The following is a 21,397-nucleotide window of genomic DNA, read 5'->3' as shown; positions in this document are numbered from 1 at the left end:
AACGCAAAGTGCTGGAACGATTGAGCTGTCCCAAATTGCACGATGCGTGTTCACTTATGAACAATAATAACCCAATAATAAATTAAACGGCTATCCTTAGTCTTATGCGCATTAATATTTTAACTGGCATACTCTTGGCTCTACCGGCCTCTGGAAAACATGTATCATGACTGCAACAATTAGAAAATACCACATCTTAAGAAAAGAAGTGATCAAACAGCTGTATTACAGCAAGATGCTCACCTTAACTGAACTAAGCTCTCTTAGTCATAAGAGCTTACCTCTAATTACCAGCGCAGTGAATGATTTGGTAAGAGATGGTTATGTTCTAGAACACGGCCTTGCCCCCTCAAGTGGTGGTCGCAGGCCCTTGACTTTTTCATTGAATCCGCAAAAACAAATGTATATCATCGCTGTGGCTATGGATCAGCTGGTAACACGCATGGTTATTTATGATTTGCTAAACAAACCTCAAAATATAACTTATACACTCCCACTCAACTTGGTGGAAGATACTGATGCATTAACCAAATTAGTCCAGTTCATCAAATCAAACATAGCACTTTCTGGAATTCCTTCAGAACAGCTCCTTGGAGTTGGGATTGGAATGCCTGGGTTTGTGAATGCAGAACAGGGAGTTAATCATACTTTTCTTAAATCCACAGACGAAAAAAGCTTAAAGGATTATCTAAAGAAATCAATTGGTTTACCGGTATTTATTGAAAATGACTCTAGCTTGATTGCCTTCGCGGAATTGAAATTTGGGATTGGGAAAGGCTACGATGACATTATGGTTATAAATATTGGCTGGGGAATAGGCCTTGGAATGATCATTAATGGAAATCTTTTTAAAGGACACAATGGTTATGCGGGTGAATTTAGCCACATACCTTTATCTCAAAGTAACAAATTATGCTCATGCGGCAAAAGAGGCTGTTTAGAGGTAGATACCTCTTTATTGGTTCTGGTTGAAAGGGCACGATCTGAAATGGCAAATGGTATAAGTTCCAGTATGGAAAATTTATTTAAAGATGAATCGAGGTTACAAGGAGATCATTTTCTGGATGCGGCAAGAGCGGGTGATCCTTTAGCACTCTCTATACTTTCTGATGCTGCTTTTTTAATAGGAAAGGGGATTGCTACACTTATTCACATTATGAATCCGGAACTTATAGTTTTAAGTGGTCGGGGTGCGGCAGCTGGTAAATTTTTAATGGCTCCAATACAACAAGCTATAAATGAATTCTGCATCCCCAGATTAGCTGACCATACAGAAATAAAAGTTTCGAATCTTGCATCACAATCTGAACTTTTAGGTGCCGCAACTCTTGTAGTGGAAAATTGCGATTTCGCCTAATCAAAACTACTGCTTTAGGTATAATTGAAAAGGGAGTTGTTTAAGAAAAAACAACTCCCTTTTACTTAGACCATTATTTACACCAAAAGGTGAGGTTTTTCTTTGTAAATTTTCCAAAGCAGCTCGCCAAAAATTGTGTTCGACCATGCAAACCAAGATCTGGTAAAATCTTTAGCATCGTTTTTATTAAAAGATTCGTGCATAAATCCCGTACCACCATGACCGCTTTGCAATGTTTGCAAACATTGCTTAATTTCTGCATCATTGTTGCTCGTTAATCCTCTCATTACAACACTGATTGGCCAGATCTTATCTAATCCCGTATGTGGGCTTCCAATTCCTTTTCCGGCCTTACCCTCAAAATAGAAAGGGTTTTCTAATGAAAGAATTAGTTTGCGTGTATTGATGTATACGGGATCATTAGGTTTTACCGCACCTAAATAAGGAAGTGCCAGTAAACTAGGTACGTTAGCATCGTCCATAATATTGAAACTGCCATATCCATTTACCTCAAATGCATATACCTTACCAAATTCAGGGTGTGTTACAATCGCATATTTCTGCAATGCATTTTCAACTTCAGTTGCCAAGGCAATACATTCATTTGCCAGAGCAGTATCTTTATTTACTGCCTTCAATATTTCTGCTGCTTGTTTTAAACTGATAACCGCAAAGAAATTAGAAGGAACAAGGAAGTTATATATAGTTGCATCGTCACTAGGACGGAAAGAAGAACAGATTAACCCAACTGGTTTTACTGGATATCCGTAACCACTTAATGGTACGCCGTCAGTAGCCCAGGATGTTTTGCGTTGAAAATGATATGGTCCCAGACCGTCTTTTCTTTGCTGTTCTTTAAAAGTCTTCACAATTAAAGCAATTGCATCTCTCCAGGCTGTATCAAACGGTGCTGTATCTTTAGTTAACGTCCAATATTGATAACTTAAACGGATTGGGTAACATAATGAATCAATTTCCCATTTGCGCTCATGAATACCCGGTTTCATGTCGGTAATATCGGTTTTCCACTCCCCTTCTTTCGTTTCATCGCCATAAAATGCATTTGCATAGGGATCTTTATGAATACATTTTACCTGATGGTTAATTACACCCGCAATCATATCGTGCAGTTTTTTATCATCCTTTACAAGCGATAAGTAAGGTGTTACCTGAGCTGTACTATCGCGCAGCCACATAGCATCAATATCACCAGTGATAACATAAGTATCAGGCTTACCATTTTGTTCTGTATAAGTTACCGTAGTATCTAAAGTATTAGGAAAGCAGTTTTCAAATAACCATCCTAATTCCTTGTTTTTGACATTCTTTTTGAATTCAGCTATTGCACTTTCTACAGCTTTACTTTGAAAGTGTCTTTTTGATTCAGGTACTCTGACAACAGGAAAATCTGGTGCTGCAGCAAATGATACTTTGTCTACCATAAGTCCGGCTGCCAATAACCCGGTGTTTTGTAAAAAGATTCTTCGTTTCATGTTTTATTTTGATAAAGAAAAAGGCTTATCATCACCAGAAAGGCCTCTTTGCAGATTTGGTTTATTACTCATTTCAAATTTCAATATACCCCCATTGGTAATGTCACTATGTGTGATATAGTTTTTGGTATATATTTTTCCATTCAGCGCGGCTGCACTAATGTAAAAGTTTTCTTTGTTATTGTTGTTTCCCTCTATGATAAATTTCTTGCCATTTTCCAGACTAATTGTAATTTTTTTGAACATTGGACTGCCAATAACATATTGATCTGTACCCGGACAAACGCTATAAAAACCGATTGCACTTAATACATACCATGAAGAAGTTTGGCCCTGATCTTCATCGCCAGGATATCCATTTTCTGTAGAATTATAAAGTTTATACATTACATCTCGTGCATGGAATTGTGCTTTCCATGGTTCACCTGCATAATTATATAGGTAAATCATATGCTGTATTGGCTGATTACCATGTGCATACTGGCCCAGATTGGCCATCACCATCTCTGTCATTTCGTGGATTAAGCCACCATAAGTACCTACCTTAACTTTATTGGGTTCAGTAAATACAGAATCCAATTTAGCAGTGAAATTCTGTTCGCCTTTCATCAGATTGATTAGCCCTTGAACGTCTTGAAATACCGACCACTGATAGTGCCATGCGTTGCCTTCTGTAAACGGACCACCCCATTCGATGGGGTCAAAATTAGGCACCCATTTGCCATCCTTTTGTTTACCGCGCATAAAGCGGGTACCTGGATCGTAAACATTTTTATAGTTATACATCTGTCTGCTAAATACATCAGCATAGAAATCGTTATTGGTCATTTTTGCCAGATTATAGCCACAAAAATCATCGTAAGCATATTCCAGCGTTTTTGCTGTGGCCTCTCTGTATTCGGGATATGGGACGTAACCCAGTTCGTAATATTCCTTCCAACCATGGCGGCCATTGGCGGGGCCCCATGGACCTTTATTGGTTGCCTCATGAAGATATGCTTTTAGCGCTTGTTCCGGATTAAATGTTCTGATCCCTTTTGCCCAGGCATCAGCCAATAAAGAAATGGCGTGATTACCAATCATACTTCCCCCCTCTCCAGGGAATGACCAGGATGGAAGCCATCCGCATTGCTCCTGCGCATCCAACATTGCCTGCATATAACGGCCATGCATTGTAGGCTGCATAATAGTATTTAGTGGAAACTGGGCACGGAAGGTATCCCAGAAACCAGTGTCAGTAAACATGTATCCCTGGTGCACTTTACCGTCATACGGACTAAAATAATAAGGTTTACCATCTTTATCATATTCAAAGAATTGTCTTGAAAACAAGCTTGCTCTGAAATAGCAAGAATAGAATGTAGCTTTATCCTCTTCCGATCCGCCTTCTACAAGGATTTTACCCAAATGGTCATTCCATATTTTTGCGCCCGCAGCTTTTGTTTGATCCAGGGTTTTAAACTTCCCTAACTCTCTTTTTAAAGTTAAGCTTGCMTGATCTTCACTGATGTAGGATGACGCCGTTTTCGCTTGTACCATTTCGCCAGGTTTAAACTCGATGTAAGCACCCTTCCCTTTACCCTGTGCTGTTAATGTACCTTCTGATATTGCATTATTAGTGTTATCCCAGGTACCATACTTTACAAACGGTTTATCAAAAATGATTTCGAAATAGCTATTCAGGCTGTCTCTTATACGGCCGTTATGAACATACCCTGTGATCTTTTTTTCTTTAGGATAGATCTTTACCTCACTTAAACCGGTGTATCCGTCCAAAACAAGGTAACTTTTACCATTCTTAGGAAAAGTAAAACGCAGGTGCGCTCCCCTTTCTGTTGGGGCAATTTCAGTTACAACATCATTATCGAGTTTTACCTTGTAGTAATTAGGTTTAGCAATTTCATTCTTGTGGTCAAAACCAGTCTGGCGATCATTTTCATTTACAACTAGCTTTCCTGTAACCGGCATTAAAGAAAATACGCAATAATCATTTGTCCATGAACTGCATTGATGGGCTTGTTGAAAACCGCGAATGGTTTTCTTAAAATATTGGTATTTCCAGCCGTCTCCATTGTTACCCGTTTGTGGGGTCCATGTATGCATGCCAAAAGGTAGTGCTGTTGTAGGGTATGTATTACCCCTTGTAAGTTCATGTTTAGAATTGGTACCCTGCAGGGTGTTTACGTATTGCACCAGATCTGGCTGTTGCGCAAATGCAACATTGAGCAGCAATACAAATGCGATTAAAATAGTTTTTAGTTTCATGTTTGTGTGGTTCTCCCTTATTACCTATCTAAGGGGGTTTTATATTTGGTTTAAAACGATTTAGTATCCCAATAATATGAAAATAAAATAACTTTTAAAAACAGAACGGGTGATTGTTGTTAACAATCACCCGTTCTTGATACTTAGGAAAATCCTAAGGAATTATTATTTAATTATAACCTGGGTTTTGAGTAAGCTTAGTATTTAAATTACGCTGCTGCTGTGGAATTGGATACAAAGCCTTGTTTGCATTACTAGGTGTATGATCCCACCATGAACCTGAAGCAAATTTACCAAAGCGGATTAAGTCATCTCTTCTGAAACCTTCAAAAATGAACTCACGTCCGCGTTCAGCTAATAACTCATCCATTGTAAGTGTTGAAGTCGTGTATGCATTAGCAGCCCAGTCAGCCTCAGTGAATGCACGTTTTTTACAATCGTTGACTAATTGTACAGCTTCCCCTGTTGCAACGCCTCCGTTTTTACGCATAATCGCTTCTGCTTTTGCAAAATAAATCCAGGTTAAGCGGTAGATGTTCCAGTCGGTATTATTATAGTTAGGATCAATTTCAGGTTTTCCGCCTGGTCCAGGAAATTGATTGCCTAATTTATATTTATTAAAACGAACACCGCTGTTCTCTTCACCTTCACTCATATTAGAGACTTTAGAGCCAGTTTTGTTTTTCTGGATATTATCCACAAATTCTAATTGCAGATCTTTGTATTCTTCAGAAGCCAAAACAGGTGTTTTTCCATCCGAAAACTTAACCATTTTACCAATTAACAACCAATCAGATTTACGTTTGTCAGCGTCTTTGTAGGTGGTGTATACGCCAGGAATTACAACAATACCATCGTTACCATTACGGCCACCGCCATAGATTTCCTGTTGTTTAAAGTGATAGAATTCCGATGGAAAGCCCGTAGCAAAATTGGCAATTTTATAATCGTAAGCAATTGAGAAGATCACTTCTTTAGACAGATCATTAGTGCTTTTAAACTGGTCTGAAATGTTTGGATCTAAAGCCATAGTTCCATTTTGTCCTCCCGCTTCTCCTGAGATTATTTTATCAGTTGCTGCGATACAATCATCCCATCTAGGAGTGCCTATCCATGCCTCTGCATTCAAATAAAGCTCCGCCAACATTGCATAACCAGCTGCCTGATTCATACGACCGAGGGTAGCTCTTGATGCCTTAGGTGCTTTCTCTATATTTGCTTTAATCTCACCTTCAATAAATGCAAATACTTCTGCTCTGTTTGTAGTATTTGGAAGATCTGCAGATGCACCCTCTGGAATAACTGTCGAGATCGGGATGTTACCAAATAAGTCCATTAGTTTTAAATAGTGGAATGCGCGAAGCAATTTCAATTCAGCAATATAAGCATCTTTCTCTGCTTGTGTGATACCCATTTTTGCAATATCACGATTCTCGATATTTGTAATAGCGCTATTGCAAAGACCCATACCCCAATACATCAATACCCATGCATTGTCAATTCCACCTTCATCAACTGTCCAGGTATGGTAATGCAATCTTTTCCATTTGCCTCCATCTTCACCATGGCGACCTTTAGTTGGCCATGCCAGCTGATCTCCGGATAGCTCTGCAAGTCTCCACCAGCCGTCTTGTCCGGAAGGGGTAGCCCATGCGTTGGCATGAGTATAAGGTCTTAAAACAGCGGATATGACTTCAGTTTTATTGTTATAGAAATCATCCGCAGCAATTACGTTATATGCATTTTCATCAAGTTTGGTACAAGCGTTTGTTAAGCACAATGCGCCGACCAATGCAGTATATATAAGTGATTTACTTTTCATTTTTTTATTAATTAAAATCCAACATTTAGACCTACTAAGAAAGAACGTGTACTTGGATAAGGCCCCCTAGTGTCAATTCCTAAAAATCTACCGTTGTCCTCATTACCAATTCCTGTATCCAATACATAGTCAGGATCATTACCAGAATAACCGGTGATTGTAGCCAAGTTCTGGCCTGTAACGTATACCCTCAGGTTCCTTAAGCCTTTAGATTTCAACTTAAAGTTGTATCCTAAAGTGATCTCGTCAACTTTCACAAAGCTTCCGCTCTCTACATAGTAATCAGAATACATGTACGTATCGTTGATCTGGCTGTATTTGGTAAAGGCATCTTTTAAGATGTTTCCACTCCAGGCTGATTTATTACCATAGCTTAAAGCTGTTGTATTTAATATATCAAAGTCGAATTTCCCTCTAAGGAAGATACTTAAATCAAAGTTTTTGTATTTGAAATTGTTCGCCCATGAGGCATAGTACTTTGGTACCGCATTTCCAATTGGTGCAAGATCTGTTGCATTTAAATCATTTCTTGAATTGTTGATTTGATCATTTCTAACCTTTTCACCATTTCTATTATAAAATAACCACTTGCCATCTTCTGTAAAACCGGCGAACCTTTTTCCATAGAATACACCGATTTCTTTACCTTCAAAAGTTGTAAAAGCTTGTCCTAAGTCGCCTGCTCCCTGTATATCTCCTTTTTGGATAAACTTAACAACATATTGAGAGTTGGAGTAACTGTCCATTACGTTGTTGGTTGTACTTGCTGTTATATTTGTATTCCAAGAAAAATCTTCCGTAGTTATCGCTTTATAGCCTAATGCTAACTCAATTCCTTTCGATGAAAATGTCCCTACGTTAGTCCAAATTTCTCTGACTACGTATGGAGGCTGAGGAGATCTGTAAACGTCAAGGAGGTCTTTTGTTTTGCGATTAAATACATCCAATGATCCTGTCAATTTATTGTCGAACATGGTGAAATCAATACCAACATTTAACTCTCTTTTTGATTCCCATTTCAAGTCAGGATTATAGTTGGTGGTCGGCCCATAGGTTTCATAATAGCTACCATCTGGGAACAGATATTTGCCACCTTCGCCAAGCATAACTCTAGAAACATTGTTTTCTGTAGGAGCATTACCAGTCATACCATAACCAGCTCTCAATTTCAGATAATTGATAAACTTAACATCCTTCATGAAATTTTCCTGAGACATATTCCATCCAAGAGATACTGCTGGGAAATTACCCCATCTGTTATTTCTACCAAATTTCGAAGAACCCTCATGACGTAAAATAAATTGCGCCATATACTTGTCATTGAATACATAATTCACTCTTCCAAAAAAAGCAATCAATGTGTTGTCAGATTTTGAGCTGGACATACCTGCCTTTCCAACCCCCAGAGCTGCACCAGCACCTATATTATCTTCCCGAAATGCATCATTAATAAAGCCTCTGTTTTCAAGGCTAGATGCCTCCTGAATCTCATATCTATAGCTGTAACCACCGATTGCAGTTATTTTATGCTTATCAGCGAAAGTATTTTCATATTGAATTGTTGGCTCCAAGGCATATTTCTGCTCTAAAAAGTCACCTTTATAAGCATATCCGCCGCCTGGAAAATCTGTGTTTTCCATTGAATCTTCACTGGCTTTTAAACGGTATTGCCCATCCGTATAACTGTTGCGCTGCACCGATCCGAAAATTGAAGCTTTCAAACCCTTAACAATTTCCAGATCTGCCTTTGCATCGGCAGAGCTCGTTTGTTGTTTCCTGTACGAGGTTTGCTGGGCTAAACGCGCATACTCATTGGTACTGGTCAAGTCAAAACGGTAACTACCATCGTCATTAAAATTAGATAATGTCGGGTTTTTTGTAGACTCGCTTTCCCAACCGCCACCACCTAACATGTTTGCTTTGTTGATGTTGGTAGCTAAATTAAGCTGCACATTTAACTTGTCGTTTAGTCCCTTTTGATTTACATTTAAACGCAGTCCATATTCCTCGCGACCGTTTTCACGGGCAATCCCATCAAGATTCCTGTAATTTACACTGGCACGATAGCTGGTTTTATCCGAACCACCGGTTAATGCCAGGTTATGATTCTGAGAAAAATTGTTGTGATTGATCAAGTCATCAAAAAAATCAGTGCTATGGCCGAAATCTTGTTGTTTAAGTTCTCCAGAAGCAATTTTCTGTCTGTACTCATCAGCTGTTAAGAAATCTGGTCTGTTTTGGATATACTCTTTTCTAAAGTATGAAGAGTAATCAAATGTGGCAGGTCCTGATTTACCTTTTTTGGTGGTAATTAGAATTACACCCGCATTGGCACTGGTACCGTATATTGCAGCACCAGATCCGTCTTTTAAGATGTCTACCGAAGCAATATCATCTTGTTGCAATAGATCGGGATTACCACCAGGAATACCATCAATTACATATAAAGGTGTTCCGCTACCCGTAGAGGTTACTGCTCCCCTGAGCTGAACGCTTACACCAGAATTCGGATTAGATCCGCCCGGTCTGGAAATTTGAAGACCGGCTACTTTACCTTGGATAAGATCTAGTGGGTTTCTTGAACCACTTTGTCTGAAATCTTCTCTACCTACGTGAGCTACAGATGAAGTAACCTCTTTTTGCTTTAATGTTCCATAACCTACTCCTACTACAACAACATCATCAAGGTTCACACCTTCATCAAGCGCCATTTTAATAGTTAATGGCGCAGTACCATTTCCAGCAGCTTTACTTTGCGTTGCATAGCCTAAATAAGAGAAAGTAATTAATTCCGTCTCACTTTCGGCTTCGATGCTGAATTTACCGTTAGCATCAGTTACTGTAGCTTTATTTGATGCTGTTTTAACTCCAACACCGGGTATAGGTTGAGATTTTTCATCCAGGACTACCCCTGTTATGATTACTTTGCGCGCAACAGCCTGTCTATCTGGCTGAGATAAGGCCCGGCTTAAATTATTCGTTTCCAGATAACCCTCCGTTGCAGAGTAGCTTCGAAAACTCATGGAACAGAGTAGACATACCCCCGTACCAATTAGTAGTTTAATGTTCATGGGTTTTTAGTTTAAATTATAGTTAGTGTTATTAAATGTTTCAAGTTCATACTGTTGCAAAAGCAGATAAAACGTTTTATCAGCTATTTCCAGATATCAAAACCGTAGGCATAAAAAGTCTATGGTTCTACTTTGGAGTAGCCTAAAAAGAGAGAAAATTAGATTAGTTGAGAGAGGGTCTAAGATTATACCCTGAAGCGGTTATTGATAAAAAGAAAATATTTTTTTAACGGAACAACCTGAATGTTTTGTGAGAGAGCAGCGGCTAAGAATAATCGTTGGTTTTTCATGAATATTTGGTATACGTAGATTTCAGTAAAACGTTTTATCAACGCCAATATTAAAGAAAATTGTTCAAACCAGAATTTTTTTTTTGCTTTTTTTACAAACAATATTGTTACAATTTGAAATGATATGAAAGAAAAATAGAAGTTAAGTCCCCTTAAAATAAAGCAATTACTACTGGAATTTAAGGCAAAAAAAGAGGCTATATAATGGATAAAAATCTAGGCTTTGTAGCAAAAAAATCACAAAAAAGCCTGCAGTATAAAATATAACTGCAGGCTCTATCCTGATTAATTATTTGATATTATTGATATCCGGGATTTTGAGGGGCAAGGTTAGGATTGTTTTGCAACTCAGGTCTTGGAATAGGGAAAAGCAGATGTTTATTCTGTAAAGGTTGATTGGAACTCAGGTTCACATGTCCCACAAAATTATCAAATCCCTGTGTAGTTTCGTTATATACTTTTCTAAGCCTGACCATGTCAAACCAGGTGATCTGCTCATAACACAGTTCATGCCAGCGCTCTCTCCACACAGCTTCCCGGAATGTTGTTTGACTGTAAGTGCCAAATGCAGGAGTTACCAGTTTGGCGCGATCGCGAATGCGCTTAAAAGCATCATAAGCATCCTGCGTTGGAGCACCTAACTCGTTTTGAGCTTCGGCATAGACAAGCAGAATTTCCGCGTAGCGAATCACCGGTACATTCAAATTGTTATTGCGTGTACCCGCTACGCCCGAAGAACCATTGGCGATGGTATTAAAGTGTTTGAATATATAAGGTGCTCCCAGTTGAAATAAAGCTCCGTTACCATTAGTAAAGTAGCTGGTATAAAAATACCCCTCCCGGTCTTTGGCACGTTCATCTCCTGCTTCGTAGGAATTATAAAACTGACKGGTAGGAACGGTACTTCCTGTACCCGATGCACCATTAAATGTAACCGGTTTGAAGTTTGGATACATATTGTCCATTGGGTTACCTGCAACTACAGAATTGTATTGGATCATGAAAATGTGTTCTTTTTCATTTTTCAATGTTTCTCTGTGTACCTCTGCATAAGTTGCAAAAAGATCAATCGCTGCCGGATTCGCTTTTGCGTAAGTGATCACCTCATTGGCTTTATCCGCTGCCAGTTTGTAATGGGTTGCTCCTTTGCTCAATGGGAAGCCAGCCATTGTCAGGTAAACCAACGCCAGTTCCGACTTAACTGCTGCCAGCGAAACCCTGCCATTCTTATTCATCCAGGGTAATCCCGCCTCTTCAGCAGCAATCAAATCTTCTACAATTAAAGTATATACACTCTCAGCTGTAGCCCGCTTAGGGAAAAAATCCTCAGACTGTAGTGTTTGTGGTTTTGTAATTAATGGTACATCTCCCCACAACCTTACTGCATAGAAATATGCCCATGCACGGAGGAATTTTGCTTCGCCTAAAATACGTTTCTTTTGTGCATCATCCATAGGCGTAATACCTGGAACTTTTTCAAGAACCAGGTTTGCCTGAGCAATAACTCGATATATACCATTCCAATAATTGATTACATGTCCCGTATTCGGATCGTAAATCAGTCCGTATAAGTTATTTAGGTCGGAGTTTTGAGCTGTCTCTGTGGTAGAAGTTCCTGTCACTGCTTCCAGCAATTGCCAGTTTGAAGAGAAGATTCCGGCCCCATCGCCAATAAATCGTGTCCCTGCATATACTGAGGCTATCGCTGCTTCAGCATGTTCCGGTATGGTATAGAAATTATCAGGTGCCAGATTTGAAGGATCGCGCTCTTCAAGAAACTTTGAACAACCTGATCCAAGCAGTAATAGTCCAAAAAGGGCCGCACTGCTAATATGTTTTAATATGTTAATTTTCATCAGTATATCTTTTTTAAGTGTTAATCGCATCATTAAAATGATTTAATAAAAACATTACAAACCTATATTTAAACCCAACATGAAGATTGTTGGTCTTGGGTAGCTGTGCCAATTCATTCCCTGCGAGAATACGTTATTGCCATCATTTGCATACCCACCTGTTGGTGTTGTTTCAGGGTCTCCCTGAAGCTCTTTACTGGTAATCAAAAAGAGGTTTTGTGCAGATACATAGACCCTTAATCTGTTCAACCTCATTTTTTGTACAATTGAATTGGCGAAGTTATATCCAAGCAACACATTCCGGCCACGGATGAACGAACCGTCTTTGATCCAATGGGTATCCACATTGGTTACATAGCCGGCACGAGTATCACGGATTTCGGCAATCTGCGTATTCTGGTTTTGAGGAGTCCACGCGTTCAATACCGTAGCATAGCTGTTGGCCAGAGAAACCCTGTCTTCACTAGAGTGAGTAGTCATGTCCATCACGTCTGCCCCAACTGAATATTGAAGTTCAACAGTTAGGTCAACACTCTTATAGCGGAAAGTATTGGATAATGCACCCCAGGCGTCTGGACTACCATTACCAATAATTGATCTGTCGGCATCATTTATAGCATAATCTCCATTCACATCAAGATATTTAATATCACCTGGTAGAATTGTATTTCCATTTCGATAACTCACAAATTTAGCTGCTTCTGCACGCTCTGCTTCAGACCAAACACCCAAACGGGTAAGTCCCCAGAATGAACCAGCAGCCTCTCCAACACGGATAATATTAGTTGGATTGGTAAAGTTAGGACCACCTATACCAAAGATATCAGCAGGTGTTGCCAGAGAAAGTATTTTGTTTTTATTAAAGGATATATTAAAAGACGTTTTCCATGAAAAATCTTCTGAATCAAAGTTTGTGGTATTCAATTGAGCTTCCAACCCTTTATTCTCCATAGATCCGATATTTTTTCGGATATTTACAAAACCACTTGTACGTGGAACCGGCGCATCCAGCAACATGTCTGTGGTTTTCCTATAATAAAGATCCAACTCCAGTGATATTTTGCCGCCAAACATTCCCAGTTCAACACCAACATCGCTTTGTGTGGTCTTTTCCCAGCGAAGATCCGGATTAGCAAGTCTGTTTAGACCTGTTCCAACTACTCTTACATCATTAATAACTGCTGGATAATTGGTGCCCAGCAGGGGAAGTGATGAGTATGGTGGTATTTCCGAATTACCTGTAACTCCGATGCTACTGCGAAGCTTTAAATTAGAAATAACGCGGTTGTCTTTTAAGAAATTCTCTTCAGAAACTCTCCATGCAATTGCTGCAGAGGGAAAGAACGAATATTTGTTACTTTCGCCAAACTTCGAGGAGCCGTCCGCACGACCAGTAACAGTGAACAAATATCTATCCTTAAAACTATAATTTAGTCTACCAAAGTAAGAGTTAAGTTGTTGCAGCGATCTATTGGATCCGACCTGCGGATTCAGACTGCCTGCTCCTAAATTGTTAAATTCAAAATAATCAGTTGCAAAGCCCCTTACCTCAGAGCTGATGTTGTTGAAAGTGCTTTTCTGCCAGGATATCCCCAATAAACCAGTGATGGAGTGATTCTCGTTAAAGCGCTTGTTGTAGGTCAGGAAATTTTCTATAGACCAGAAGGCTTCCTTCCGGGTACGTCCGGCAGCATAGCCCTGATCAGAGATATTTAGCGTACGCCCGCTGTATTCATTATTTTCCTGTGAAATCACATTTGCACCTATTATGGTTTTCATTTCTAAACCTTCGGCAAACTTGATATTTGAATACAGACTGCCAAGGGTTGTTTGGGTTCCCAGTAAAAACTTGGTATCATACAACCTGTGCACTACATTGAAACGGCCCTCGGCATTTGGATAGTCTCTGTTATCAGCATAAAAACCGTTACTGTATTTTACAGGTAAAAACGGAAAATCTTCTACAATACTGCGCGCCACCTGATCACTTTGATCTACCAGATTTTCGTTTTGATTGGTGTAGCTTAGCGTACCCCCTACCTTTAACCATGGTTTTACCTGGTCATCAATACTGAACCTGCCAGAATATCGCTTGAGGAATGAGGTCTTGATGAGTCCCTGATCATTTCTGTGTCCGATTGAAAAGGCATAGGTAGTGCGCTCATTACCTCCACTAAAACCAAGCTCATGATTTTGAGATAGCTTGTTCTGAGTAGCCTCTTTAAGCCAGTCGGTATCAAAATAAGGGTTGCCGCTACTATCAAACAACCTTGGATCCTTTCTGGCCAGGGCTGGGTTTCTTGTAACATATTTACCTGCTGCCCATCCTGCCGGGTCATATTTTTCCATGTTTTTATATGCCAGATCTTCCACAGCCAGGAATTCTTTCGCATTTAATACTTTCGGAAAATTAGGACCAACTGACGGCACACTCACATCTACATTATAATCTATCCTGCTTTCACCGGTCTTTCCGCGCTTGGTTGTAACCAGAATAACACCATTGGCTCCCCTGGAACCATAAATAGCGGTAGAGGATGCGTCTTTCAACACCTCTACAGAAACGATGTCATTAGGATTGATGTAGTCAATAGCCTGGCTGGCCTGGGCTTGATTTCCCATTGGCAACTGAACCCCATCTACTACATATAAAGGATTATTAGATGAGTTGATGGAACTAAAACCACGAATCCTGACATTGGCTCTTCCGCCAGGCCGACCTGAGTTTGTATTGACCTGGACTCCGGATATCCTTCCTGTTAAGGCCTGATTTAGAGAAGATGCCGGACGTTCCTGCAATTGCTCTGCTTTTACCGTACCTACCGCACCGGTTAAATCAGATTTTTTAGAGGTACCATAACCAATCACCACTACATCTGCCAATTCAACTCCTTCGGCAGGAACCATTTTAATGGTAAGTGGTGAAGCACCAGACCCCGCGGCCCGGGTTTGAGTAGCATACCCGATATACGAGAACGAGAGTTGCTCACTTGCATTATCTACCTCAATGCTGAATTTACCACTGGCATTGGTAACGGTAGACTTGTTTGTTTTGAGAGATTTGATCCCTACACCAGGTATAGGTTGAGATTTTTCATCAACCACAGTGCCTGTAATCACAATTTTCTGTGCCTGAAAGAAGGCGACACTGCCCATACCGGAACTGATTTTGGTGTAATCAGCGGGATGCGCATAGGATTGTAACCCTGTTAAACAGAGCATTGGAATCCCTGCGAGGATAATTTGTTTGATTTTCATTAGCTTAATTTTAGTTTATATTTAGTTAGAGTAAGCGTACTAAAAACCCCCATTCCAATGTAAAATCACAAGCACGCAACAACGCACATGACCTTAAAAAGGAATGCTTAAGAAAAGTTTGAAAAGGGTATAATTAAGATGCTTTTAAAGCAACAGGATCATACAAGGTGGGGTGTAAAAAAAATCTAATTTCTCTTACAATCAAAAGGAGAAATTCCTGGTGTAGATGTACTACTGGTTGGTTGGTTCTGTTTCTCATAATATATGGGAGCTATATTTTATAAAAACGTTTTATCTATACCAATAATAAGGAAAATAATTCACAAAAGAATATTTTTTAAAAAATAAATCTAGCTTAAAAAACTGAAACAGAGGGACTTCCTAAATCCCCTTTAGATACGAAATTATGAGTTTTGCAGTACGTTCTGATGCACCGGCAGTTCCCATTTTTGAAGATAATTCTTCGTAATCGCCCAGCATTTTTTGTCTACCTTCTCCACTTAAGATGAGGCCAAGCTCATCAGAAATATTTTGTGTATTACAATCTTCCTGAATTAATTCTGTAACCACCTTTCTATCCATAATCAAGTTCACCAAAGAAATGAACCTTATTTTAACAAGCATCCTGGCAATAGCAACAGAGATTGCCCCTCCGCGATAAACCACAACTTGCGGTATATGAAACAAAGCAGTTTCAAGCGTTGCCGTACCAGATGCTACAATTGCGGCCGCGGCAACATTCAATAGGTCATAAGTTCGTTCAAAAACCAGCGTTACATTTTCAGACGAGATGAATTGTTTGTAATAATTCTCATCAAAATCAGGAGCCGCTGCAACAACAAACTTGTAATCGGGAAAACGACCTGTTACACTTAGCATATCTGGCAGCAAGCGCTCAATTTCTTGTTTTCTGCTACCAGGAAGCAGTGCTATAATCTTATCATTCAACCCATAAGTTTTTTTGAAAGAAGGGTCAGGAGTAAATTGAGCAATTGCATCTAATAAAGGATTGCCAACATAATCGACCTCCATGCCCCATTCTTTATAAAAATCTACTTCGAAAGGCAAAATGCAAAACAGCTTATCAACTATCCTTTTGATTTTTAATACACGCTTTTGATTCCATGCCCAAACCTTTGGAGAAATATAATAGCAAACACGAATTCCATTCTCTTTAGCAAACTCTGCTATTTTTAAATTGAAGCCAGGAAAATCAATAAGAATCAGCGTATCAGGATGATATTCCAATACATCAGCCTTACATGCCTTCATATTTTTAAGGATGGTACGTAGATTTAACAAAACCTCGGTAAAGCCCATAAATGCCATTTCAGCATAGTGCTTTTTAAGAATACCCCCCTCAGCTTTCATTTTATCACCACCATAAAATCTGAATTCCGCATTTAGATCCTGAACTTTTAATGCCTTCATTAAGTTGGCTCCATGTAAATCTCCGGATGCTTCTCCGGCTACTAAATAGTATCTCATGATTGGGTAACTTTATAATAAAAGAAGGCAAATGCCCATAGAAATGTTGCACTGATAATACCCCTGCCCACATTATCCTTATTCTGTTTAAAAAAATAATGCATTAATAAGGCATTTACAGCAATACAGCCAATCAACAAAAGATCTGCTTTAGCTAAAAAAGCGAACCTATGCATCAGGTACCATACCCCGGCAACCAATACACCAGGCACCAAAGCACCGATACCCAAACCTATTAATACAGAATTCTTTACATTTCTAAACATCAAATGTCCAGGTATTTAAAACAGGAATTGCATGATGCGCTGTTAAATCAAACTGAACAGGAACTACTGAAACAAAACCATTCTCCAGCGCCCAAACATCAGTATCTTCACCTTTATCATTATTTTGAAAAACACCTGTTAACCAGTAATAAGGGCGTTCATATGGGTCTTTTCTTTCATCAAATTCTTCTGCCCATTTAGCATTCGCTTGTCGGCAAATCTTAATGCCTTTTAAACCGTCGCCTTTTGGAAAATTAACATTAAGCAATGTTGCAGGCGGTAAACCATGTTCAAGTACCTGTAAAGAAATGGCTTTAATAAACTTTTTACAATGACTAAAATCTGCCTCTTGCGAAAAATCATCAAGTGAGAAACCAATCGAAGGGATACCTTCTATTGCCCCTTCAACCGCGGCCGACATGGTTCCTGAATAGATCACATTGATGGAATTATTTAACCCATGATTTACACCAGAAACACACAGATCAGGCTTTTTACCTTTAAATATTTTATTTACAGCAAGCTTAACGCAATCAACAGGTGTACCGGAACATTTATACATTTCCACACCAGGATACAAATCTACCCGATCAAAACGCAATGGCTTACCAATAGTAATTGCGTGGCCCATCCCCGACTGAGGTCCATCTGGTGCTACTACAACTACATTTCCGATTTCCTCAACAACTTCAATCAAATTCTTAATTCCCGGAGCGGTTATACCGTCGTCGTTTACCACTAAAATATTAGGTCTGGATTGCTGCTTTTTCATTTAAGATATATCTGTTTTATTATAATCATAAAAGCCTGTTGATATGTCAGAATCACCTATTTAAGCAAAACTGGTATGCCTACAGCCCTTGTTGCCGTAAAAGTACAAGAATTCGATCTAAAGTTCAGGACTTAATACACAATCCACATATATTTGATGTATAACTTAAAAGCTGTGAGGCCATATGGGATTTAAATTTATTTTAATAAGGATCCAAGACAACCTTACTATACATAAAAAAATAAAATATATGAAGAACAAACTATTAGCGCTATCCTTTTTCCTTTTGATAGGGTCTGGGGTTATGGCTCAATCTGGCTATCAATGGAAAACAGCCACCACTGATGGATACACTTACAAATACGTAACAAACGACCCAACCAAGTCGCGGTTTTACACACTAAAAAATGGGCTAACGGTTATTTTATCACAAAACGTAAAAGAACCGACTATTGAGTTCAGAATGGCTGTTAGAGCGGGAAGTAATACAGATCCGCGTACAGCAACTGGCTTAGCACATTACCTGGAGCATTTGCTATTTAAAGGAACCGACAAATTCGGAACAATGGACTATACAAAAGAGAAACCTTTGTTAGATAAGATAGATGGATTATACGAGCAATACAACAAAACCACTGATCCTGCTAAACGGAAAGAGATTTACGCGCAGATAGATAAAACATCTGGTCTGGCATCTAATTATTCAATTGCCAATGAATACGATAAAATGATTAAAGCAATTGGCGRCCAGTCTAGCAATGCCCATACATGGTATGAAGAAACCGTATACAATGAAGATTTTCCGGCCAATGCCACTGATAAGTTTTTAGCTCTGCAGGCGGAAAGATTCCGCAATCCTGTTTTCCGCATCTTCCACACTGAACTGGAGGCTGTTTATGAAGAGAAAAACCGTGGACTTGATAATGATGCCTGGAAAATGGATGAGAAAATGTCGGCACTATTATTTCCTACTCATAATTATGGTCAGCAAACCACTATTGGTACAATAGAGCACCTTAAAAACCCATCTCTTGTCGAAATCAGAAAGTATTACAATAAATATTATGTACCTAATAATATGGCAGTAGTATTGGCTGGAGATTTTAACCCTGATGAAATGATTAAAAAAGTTGACAAGTCATTTGCCTTTATGCAATCAAAACCTGTTACACTTTACAATCCGGCTCCTGAAAAACCGTTAACTAAAATTCAAAAGGTCGATATATATGGCCCCAGTGCAGAGAGTGTAGAAATATCTTATAGAGGATATGCTGAGAACACCAAACAGAGCATGCTATTAGATTTAATATCAAGCATTTTAGCGAACGGAAAAGCAGGTTTGTTCGACATCAACTTAAACAAACAGCAAAAAGTTTTACGCTCAAGCGCTGGCTATCAGCAGATGAAGGATTATGGCGTTTTCAATATGTCGGCCCAACCTAAACAAGGCCAAACATTAGAAGAAGTTCAAAAGCTATTACTTGATCAAATTGAGATCTTAAAGAAAGGAGATTTTGATGAAAGCCTTATCAAAGCAACTGTAGCCAATAGTAAACTAGGATTACTGCAAGCCTTCGACAATAATGCATACCGTGTTGATGCCGCAACTAATGAATTTATTTTAAATCGTGGAACCAAATGGGACAAATCTTTAAGCAATCCTGATGAGATGGCTAAGATTACCAAGAGCCAGGTTACTGAATTTGCAAAACAGTTTTTCATCAACAACTATGTTATTGCATTTAAACACAAAGGTGAGGACAAAAACATTGCGAAGGTCGAAAAACCTGCCATCACTCCCGTAAACACAAATGCTGCAGAAACATCTGTTTTCACCAAAGATCTGCTTGCAGCTCCAACAAATCCTATAGCACCTAAGTTCCTCGATTATAAAAAAGACTTAAACTATGGCAAAGTGGGCATTGCCGATGTAATAACAGTTCAAAATAAAGAGAACAGCATTTTCCGCTTATCTTACCGTTTCGAAATGGGCGCATTAAACAACATGCTGCAACCATATGCTTCGCAATACTTAACTTTTTTAGCGACGGATAAATACTCTGCCGAACAAATAAGTAAAGAATTTTATAATATTGCCTGCACCTATAGCATCAATGTGGGTAACGAGGTTACTACTATAAATATTAGTGGCTTACAAGAAAACTTTGAGAAAGCTGTAATGCTGGTTGAGCATATTTTGGCCAACTGCAAACCGAATGAACAGGCATTGGTAGAACTTAAAAGCCGTATCCTTAAAGCAAGAGAGAACAACAAACTTAATAAGAGTGCAATACTAGGCGGTTTAATGAACTATGCTCAATATGGAGCTAGCAATCCATTTAATTCTACCTCAAGCAACGAAGAAATAAAAAATATTACTTCAGACCAGTTGATCAGCATCCTACATAATATCGACAACTTTAAACACACCATTACCTATTATGGACCACACACCCTGGAAGCTTTTACAGAAAGCATAGGTAAACTTCATAAATTACCTGCAGCGTTTAGCCCTGAACCACCGGCTAAAAAATTCACGTACACCAACAATGCGACCAATCAGGTCTATTTTGCAGATTACGACATGGTTCAGTCAGAAATTCGCTGGATAAGAAATGGAGGCGTTTTTAATCCAGACCTTACAGCCAAAGTAAACTTATTCAATAGCTATTTTGGTGGGGGTATGGGATCTATAGTTTTCCAAACTATACGTGAATCTAAAGCTTTGGCTTATTCAACATTTGCCGTTTATTCATCGCCCGACAGAAAAGACAAGAATTATGCTATGATAGCTTATGTAGGTAGTCAGGCTGATAAAATGAACGACGCCGTGGCAGGGATGAACGAATTGCTTAATGTTTTACCACAAGCAGATAAATCGTTCGAAGCCTCAAAATACAATGCATTAAATGCGTTGGAAACCAGCCGTGTTACTAAAGATGATATTATACAGAGTTACTTTGCAGATCAGAAACTTGGGATTGACCATGATTCGAGAATTGACGAGTACAATGGTTTAAAGCCTTTAACATTTGCTGACATCAAAGAATTTCACACCAACAATGTTGCTAACAAGCCTTACAATTATTGCATTGTTGCTTCAGAGAAAAAAGTGAGATTAGAAGACATGCAGAAGTTTGGAACCGTTACCAAGTTAACATTGGAACAAATATTTGGGTATTAAAATCCAAAATCCTCATAAATAAAAGGGCCTGACCATAATTGATCAGGCCCTTTTATTTATGTTTCTTATAATGATTTTATCCAGGTTACCAGTTCATCTCTGGTTTTACCTGTTTTTTGCTGCAATTTACCCAACAACTCATCATCTTTCCCCTCTTCATGCTTCAAATCATCCTCGGTTAAGTCAGCATACGCTTGTTTCACTTTACCCTTAATTTCATTCCATTTTCCTTTTAATTCTAACTTATCCATGATAGTTTCTTATTTTGTTTAACA

12 protein-coding genes are annotated in these 21,397 nt (G+C 38.9%); 2 read left to right on the top strand and 10 right to left on the bottom strand.

All coding sequences use genetic code 11. From position 1 onward, the window contains the following. Window positions 1-166: 166 nt before the first annotated feature. Window positions 167-1,357: an ROK family protein gene (locus AC1DDX_RS00580; RefSeq protein ID WP_246269352.1), complete on the top strand. Its 1,191-nt coding sequence runs from the start codon at window positions 167-169 to the stop codon at window positions 1,355-1,357. 77 nt (window positions 1,358-1,434) lie between these two features. Here the strand turns inward: AC1DDX_RS00580 and AC1DDX_RS00575 are convergent, their stop codons facing one another. The 9 genes from AC1DDX_RS00575 to surE all read right to left on the bottom strand — a co-directional run bounded on the left by AC1DDX_RS00575 (window position 1,435) and on the right by surE (window position 17,938). Next, window positions 1,435-2,850, bottom strand: a complete 1,416-nt coding sequence (locus tag AC1DDX_RS00575) for a glycoside hydrolase family 125 protein (RefSeq protein ID WP_337717487.1) — start codon at window positions 2,848-2,850, stop codon at window positions 1,435-1,437. Window positions 2,851-2,853: 3 nt separating this feature from the next. Then, on the bottom strand, window positions 2,854-5,115 hold the full coding sequence (locus AC1DDX_RS00570; RefSeq protein ID WP_477621704.1) for a GH92 family glycosyl hydrolase: 2,262 nt from the start codon (window positions 5,113-5,115) through the stop codon (window positions 2,854-2,856). A 169-nt stretch (window positions 5,116-5,284) separates the two neighbouring features. Then, window positions 5,285-6,937: a RagB/SusD family nutrient uptake outer membrane protein gene (locus tag AC1DDX_RS00565; protein ID WP_337717483.1), complete on the bottom strand. Its 1,653-nt coding sequence runs from the start codon at window positions 6,935-6,937 to the stop codon at window positions 5,285-5,287. A gap of 11 nt (window positions 6,938-6,948) precedes the next feature. Then, window positions 6,949-10,008 (bottom strand): SusC/RagA family TonB-linked outer membrane protein, encoded by a 3,060-nt coding sequence (locus AC1DDX_RS00560; protein ID WP_337717481.1) that lies wholly within the window; start codon window positions 10,006-10,008, stop codon window positions 6,949-6,951. A 589-nt stretch (window positions 10,009-10,597) separates the two neighbouring features. Next, window positions 10,598-12,154, bottom strand: a complete 1,557-nt coding sequence (locus AC1DDX_RS00555; protein ID WP_477621703.1) for a RagB/SusD family nutrient uptake outer membrane protein — start codon at window positions 12,152-12,154, stop codon at window positions 10,598-10,600. 54 nt (window positions 12,155-12,208) lie between these two features. Then, a complete protein-coding gene (locus tag AC1DDX_RS00550) occupies window positions 12,209-15,412 on the bottom strand; it encodes a SusC/RagA family TonB-linked outer membrane protein (RefSeq protein ID WP_216854295.1) in 3,204 nt (1,067 codons plus the stop codon). Between the two features lie 381 nt (window positions 15,413-15,793). Further along, complete coding sequence (lpxB, locus tag AC1DDX_RS00545) at window positions 15,794-16,900, bottom strand: lipid-A-disaccharide synthase (protein WP_288883183.1); 1,107 nt, start codon at window positions 16,898-16,900, stop codon at window positions 15,794-15,796. Further along, window positions 16,897-17,166, bottom strand: coding sequence for a stationary phase survival protein SurE (locus tag AC1DDX_RS00540; protein ID WP_288883184.1), 270 nt, complete (start codon window positions 17,164-17,166; stop codon window positions 16,897-16,899). The genes lpxB and AC1DDX_RS00540 overlap by 4 nt, the downstream gene beginning before the upstream one ends. Next, window positions 17,159-17,938, bottom strand: coding sequence for a 5'/3'-nucleotidase SurE (gene surE, locus AC1DDX_RS00535; protein WP_172659059.1), 780 nt, complete (start codon window positions 17,936-17,938; stop codon window positions 17,159-17,161). The genes AC1DDX_RS00540 and surE overlap by 8 nt, the downstream gene beginning before the upstream one ends. A 250-nt stretch (window positions 17,939-18,188) precedes the next feature. Here surE and AC1DDX_RS00530 point away from each other — a divergent pair, with 250 nt between their 5' ends. Beyond that, a complete protein-coding gene (locus AC1DDX_RS00530; protein WP_477621702.1) occupies window positions 18,189-21,122 on the top strand; it encodes a M16 family metallopeptidase in 2,934 nt (977 codons plus the stop codon). Window positions 21,123-21,187: 65 nt separating this feature from the next. On the opposite strand, the gene AC1DDX_RS00525 is transcribed toward AC1DDX_RS00530, so the two are convergent. Further along, window positions 21,188-21,373: a CsbD family protein gene (locus AC1DDX_RS00525; protein ID WP_048903769.1), complete on the bottom strand. Its 186-nt coding sequence runs from the start codon at window positions 21,371-21,373 to the stop codon at window positions 21,188-21,190. Between the last annotated feature and the right edge of the window lie 24 nt (window positions 21,374-21,397).

The organism is Pedobacter sp. 10L46_2, assembly GCF_056395165.1.
The sequence above is the reverse complement of the archived record's forward strand: the minus strand, read 5'-3'. Positions and strand labels throughout refer to the sequence as shown.

Excerpts from the sequence above, each read along its gene's own strand:
- AC1DDX_RS00565 (WP_337717483.1), bottom strand. The coding sequence starts at position 6,937 with ATGAAAAGTAAATCACTTATATATACTGCATTGGTCGGCGCATTGTGC.
- AC1DDX_RS00560 (WP_337717481.1), bottom strand. The coding sequence starts at position 10,008 with ATGAACATTAAACTACTAATTGGTACGGGGGTATGTCTACTCTGTTCC.
- AC1DDX_RS00540 (WP_288883184.1), bottom strand. The coding sequence starts at position 17,166 with ATGTTTAGAAATGTAAAGAATTCTGTATTAATAGGTTTGGGTATCGGT.
- AC1DDX_RS00580 (WP_246269352.1), top strand. The coding sequence starts at position 167 with ATGACTGCAACAATTAGAAAATACCACATCTTAAGAAAAGAAGTGATC.
- surE (WP_172659059.1), bottom strand. The coding sequence starts at position 17,938 with ATGAAAAAGCAGCAATCCAGACCTAATATTTTAGTGGTAAACGACGAC.
- lpxB (WP_288883183.1), bottom strand. The coding sequence starts at position 16,900 with ATGAGATACTATTTAGTAGCCGGAGAAGCATCCGGAGATTTACATGGA.
- AC1DDX_RS00550 (WP_216854295.1), bottom strand. The coding sequence starts at position 15,412 with ATGAAAATCAAACAAATTATCCTCGCAGGGATTCCAATGCTCTGTTTA.
- AC1DDX_RS00525 (WP_048903769.1), bottom strand. The coding sequence starts at position 21,373 with ATGGATAAGTTAGAATTAAAAGGAAAATGGAATGAAATTAAGGGTAAA.
- AC1DDX_RS00575 (WP_337717487.1), bottom strand. The coding sequence starts at position 2,850 with ATGAAACGAAGAATCTTTTTACAAAACACCGGGTTATTGGCAGCCGGA.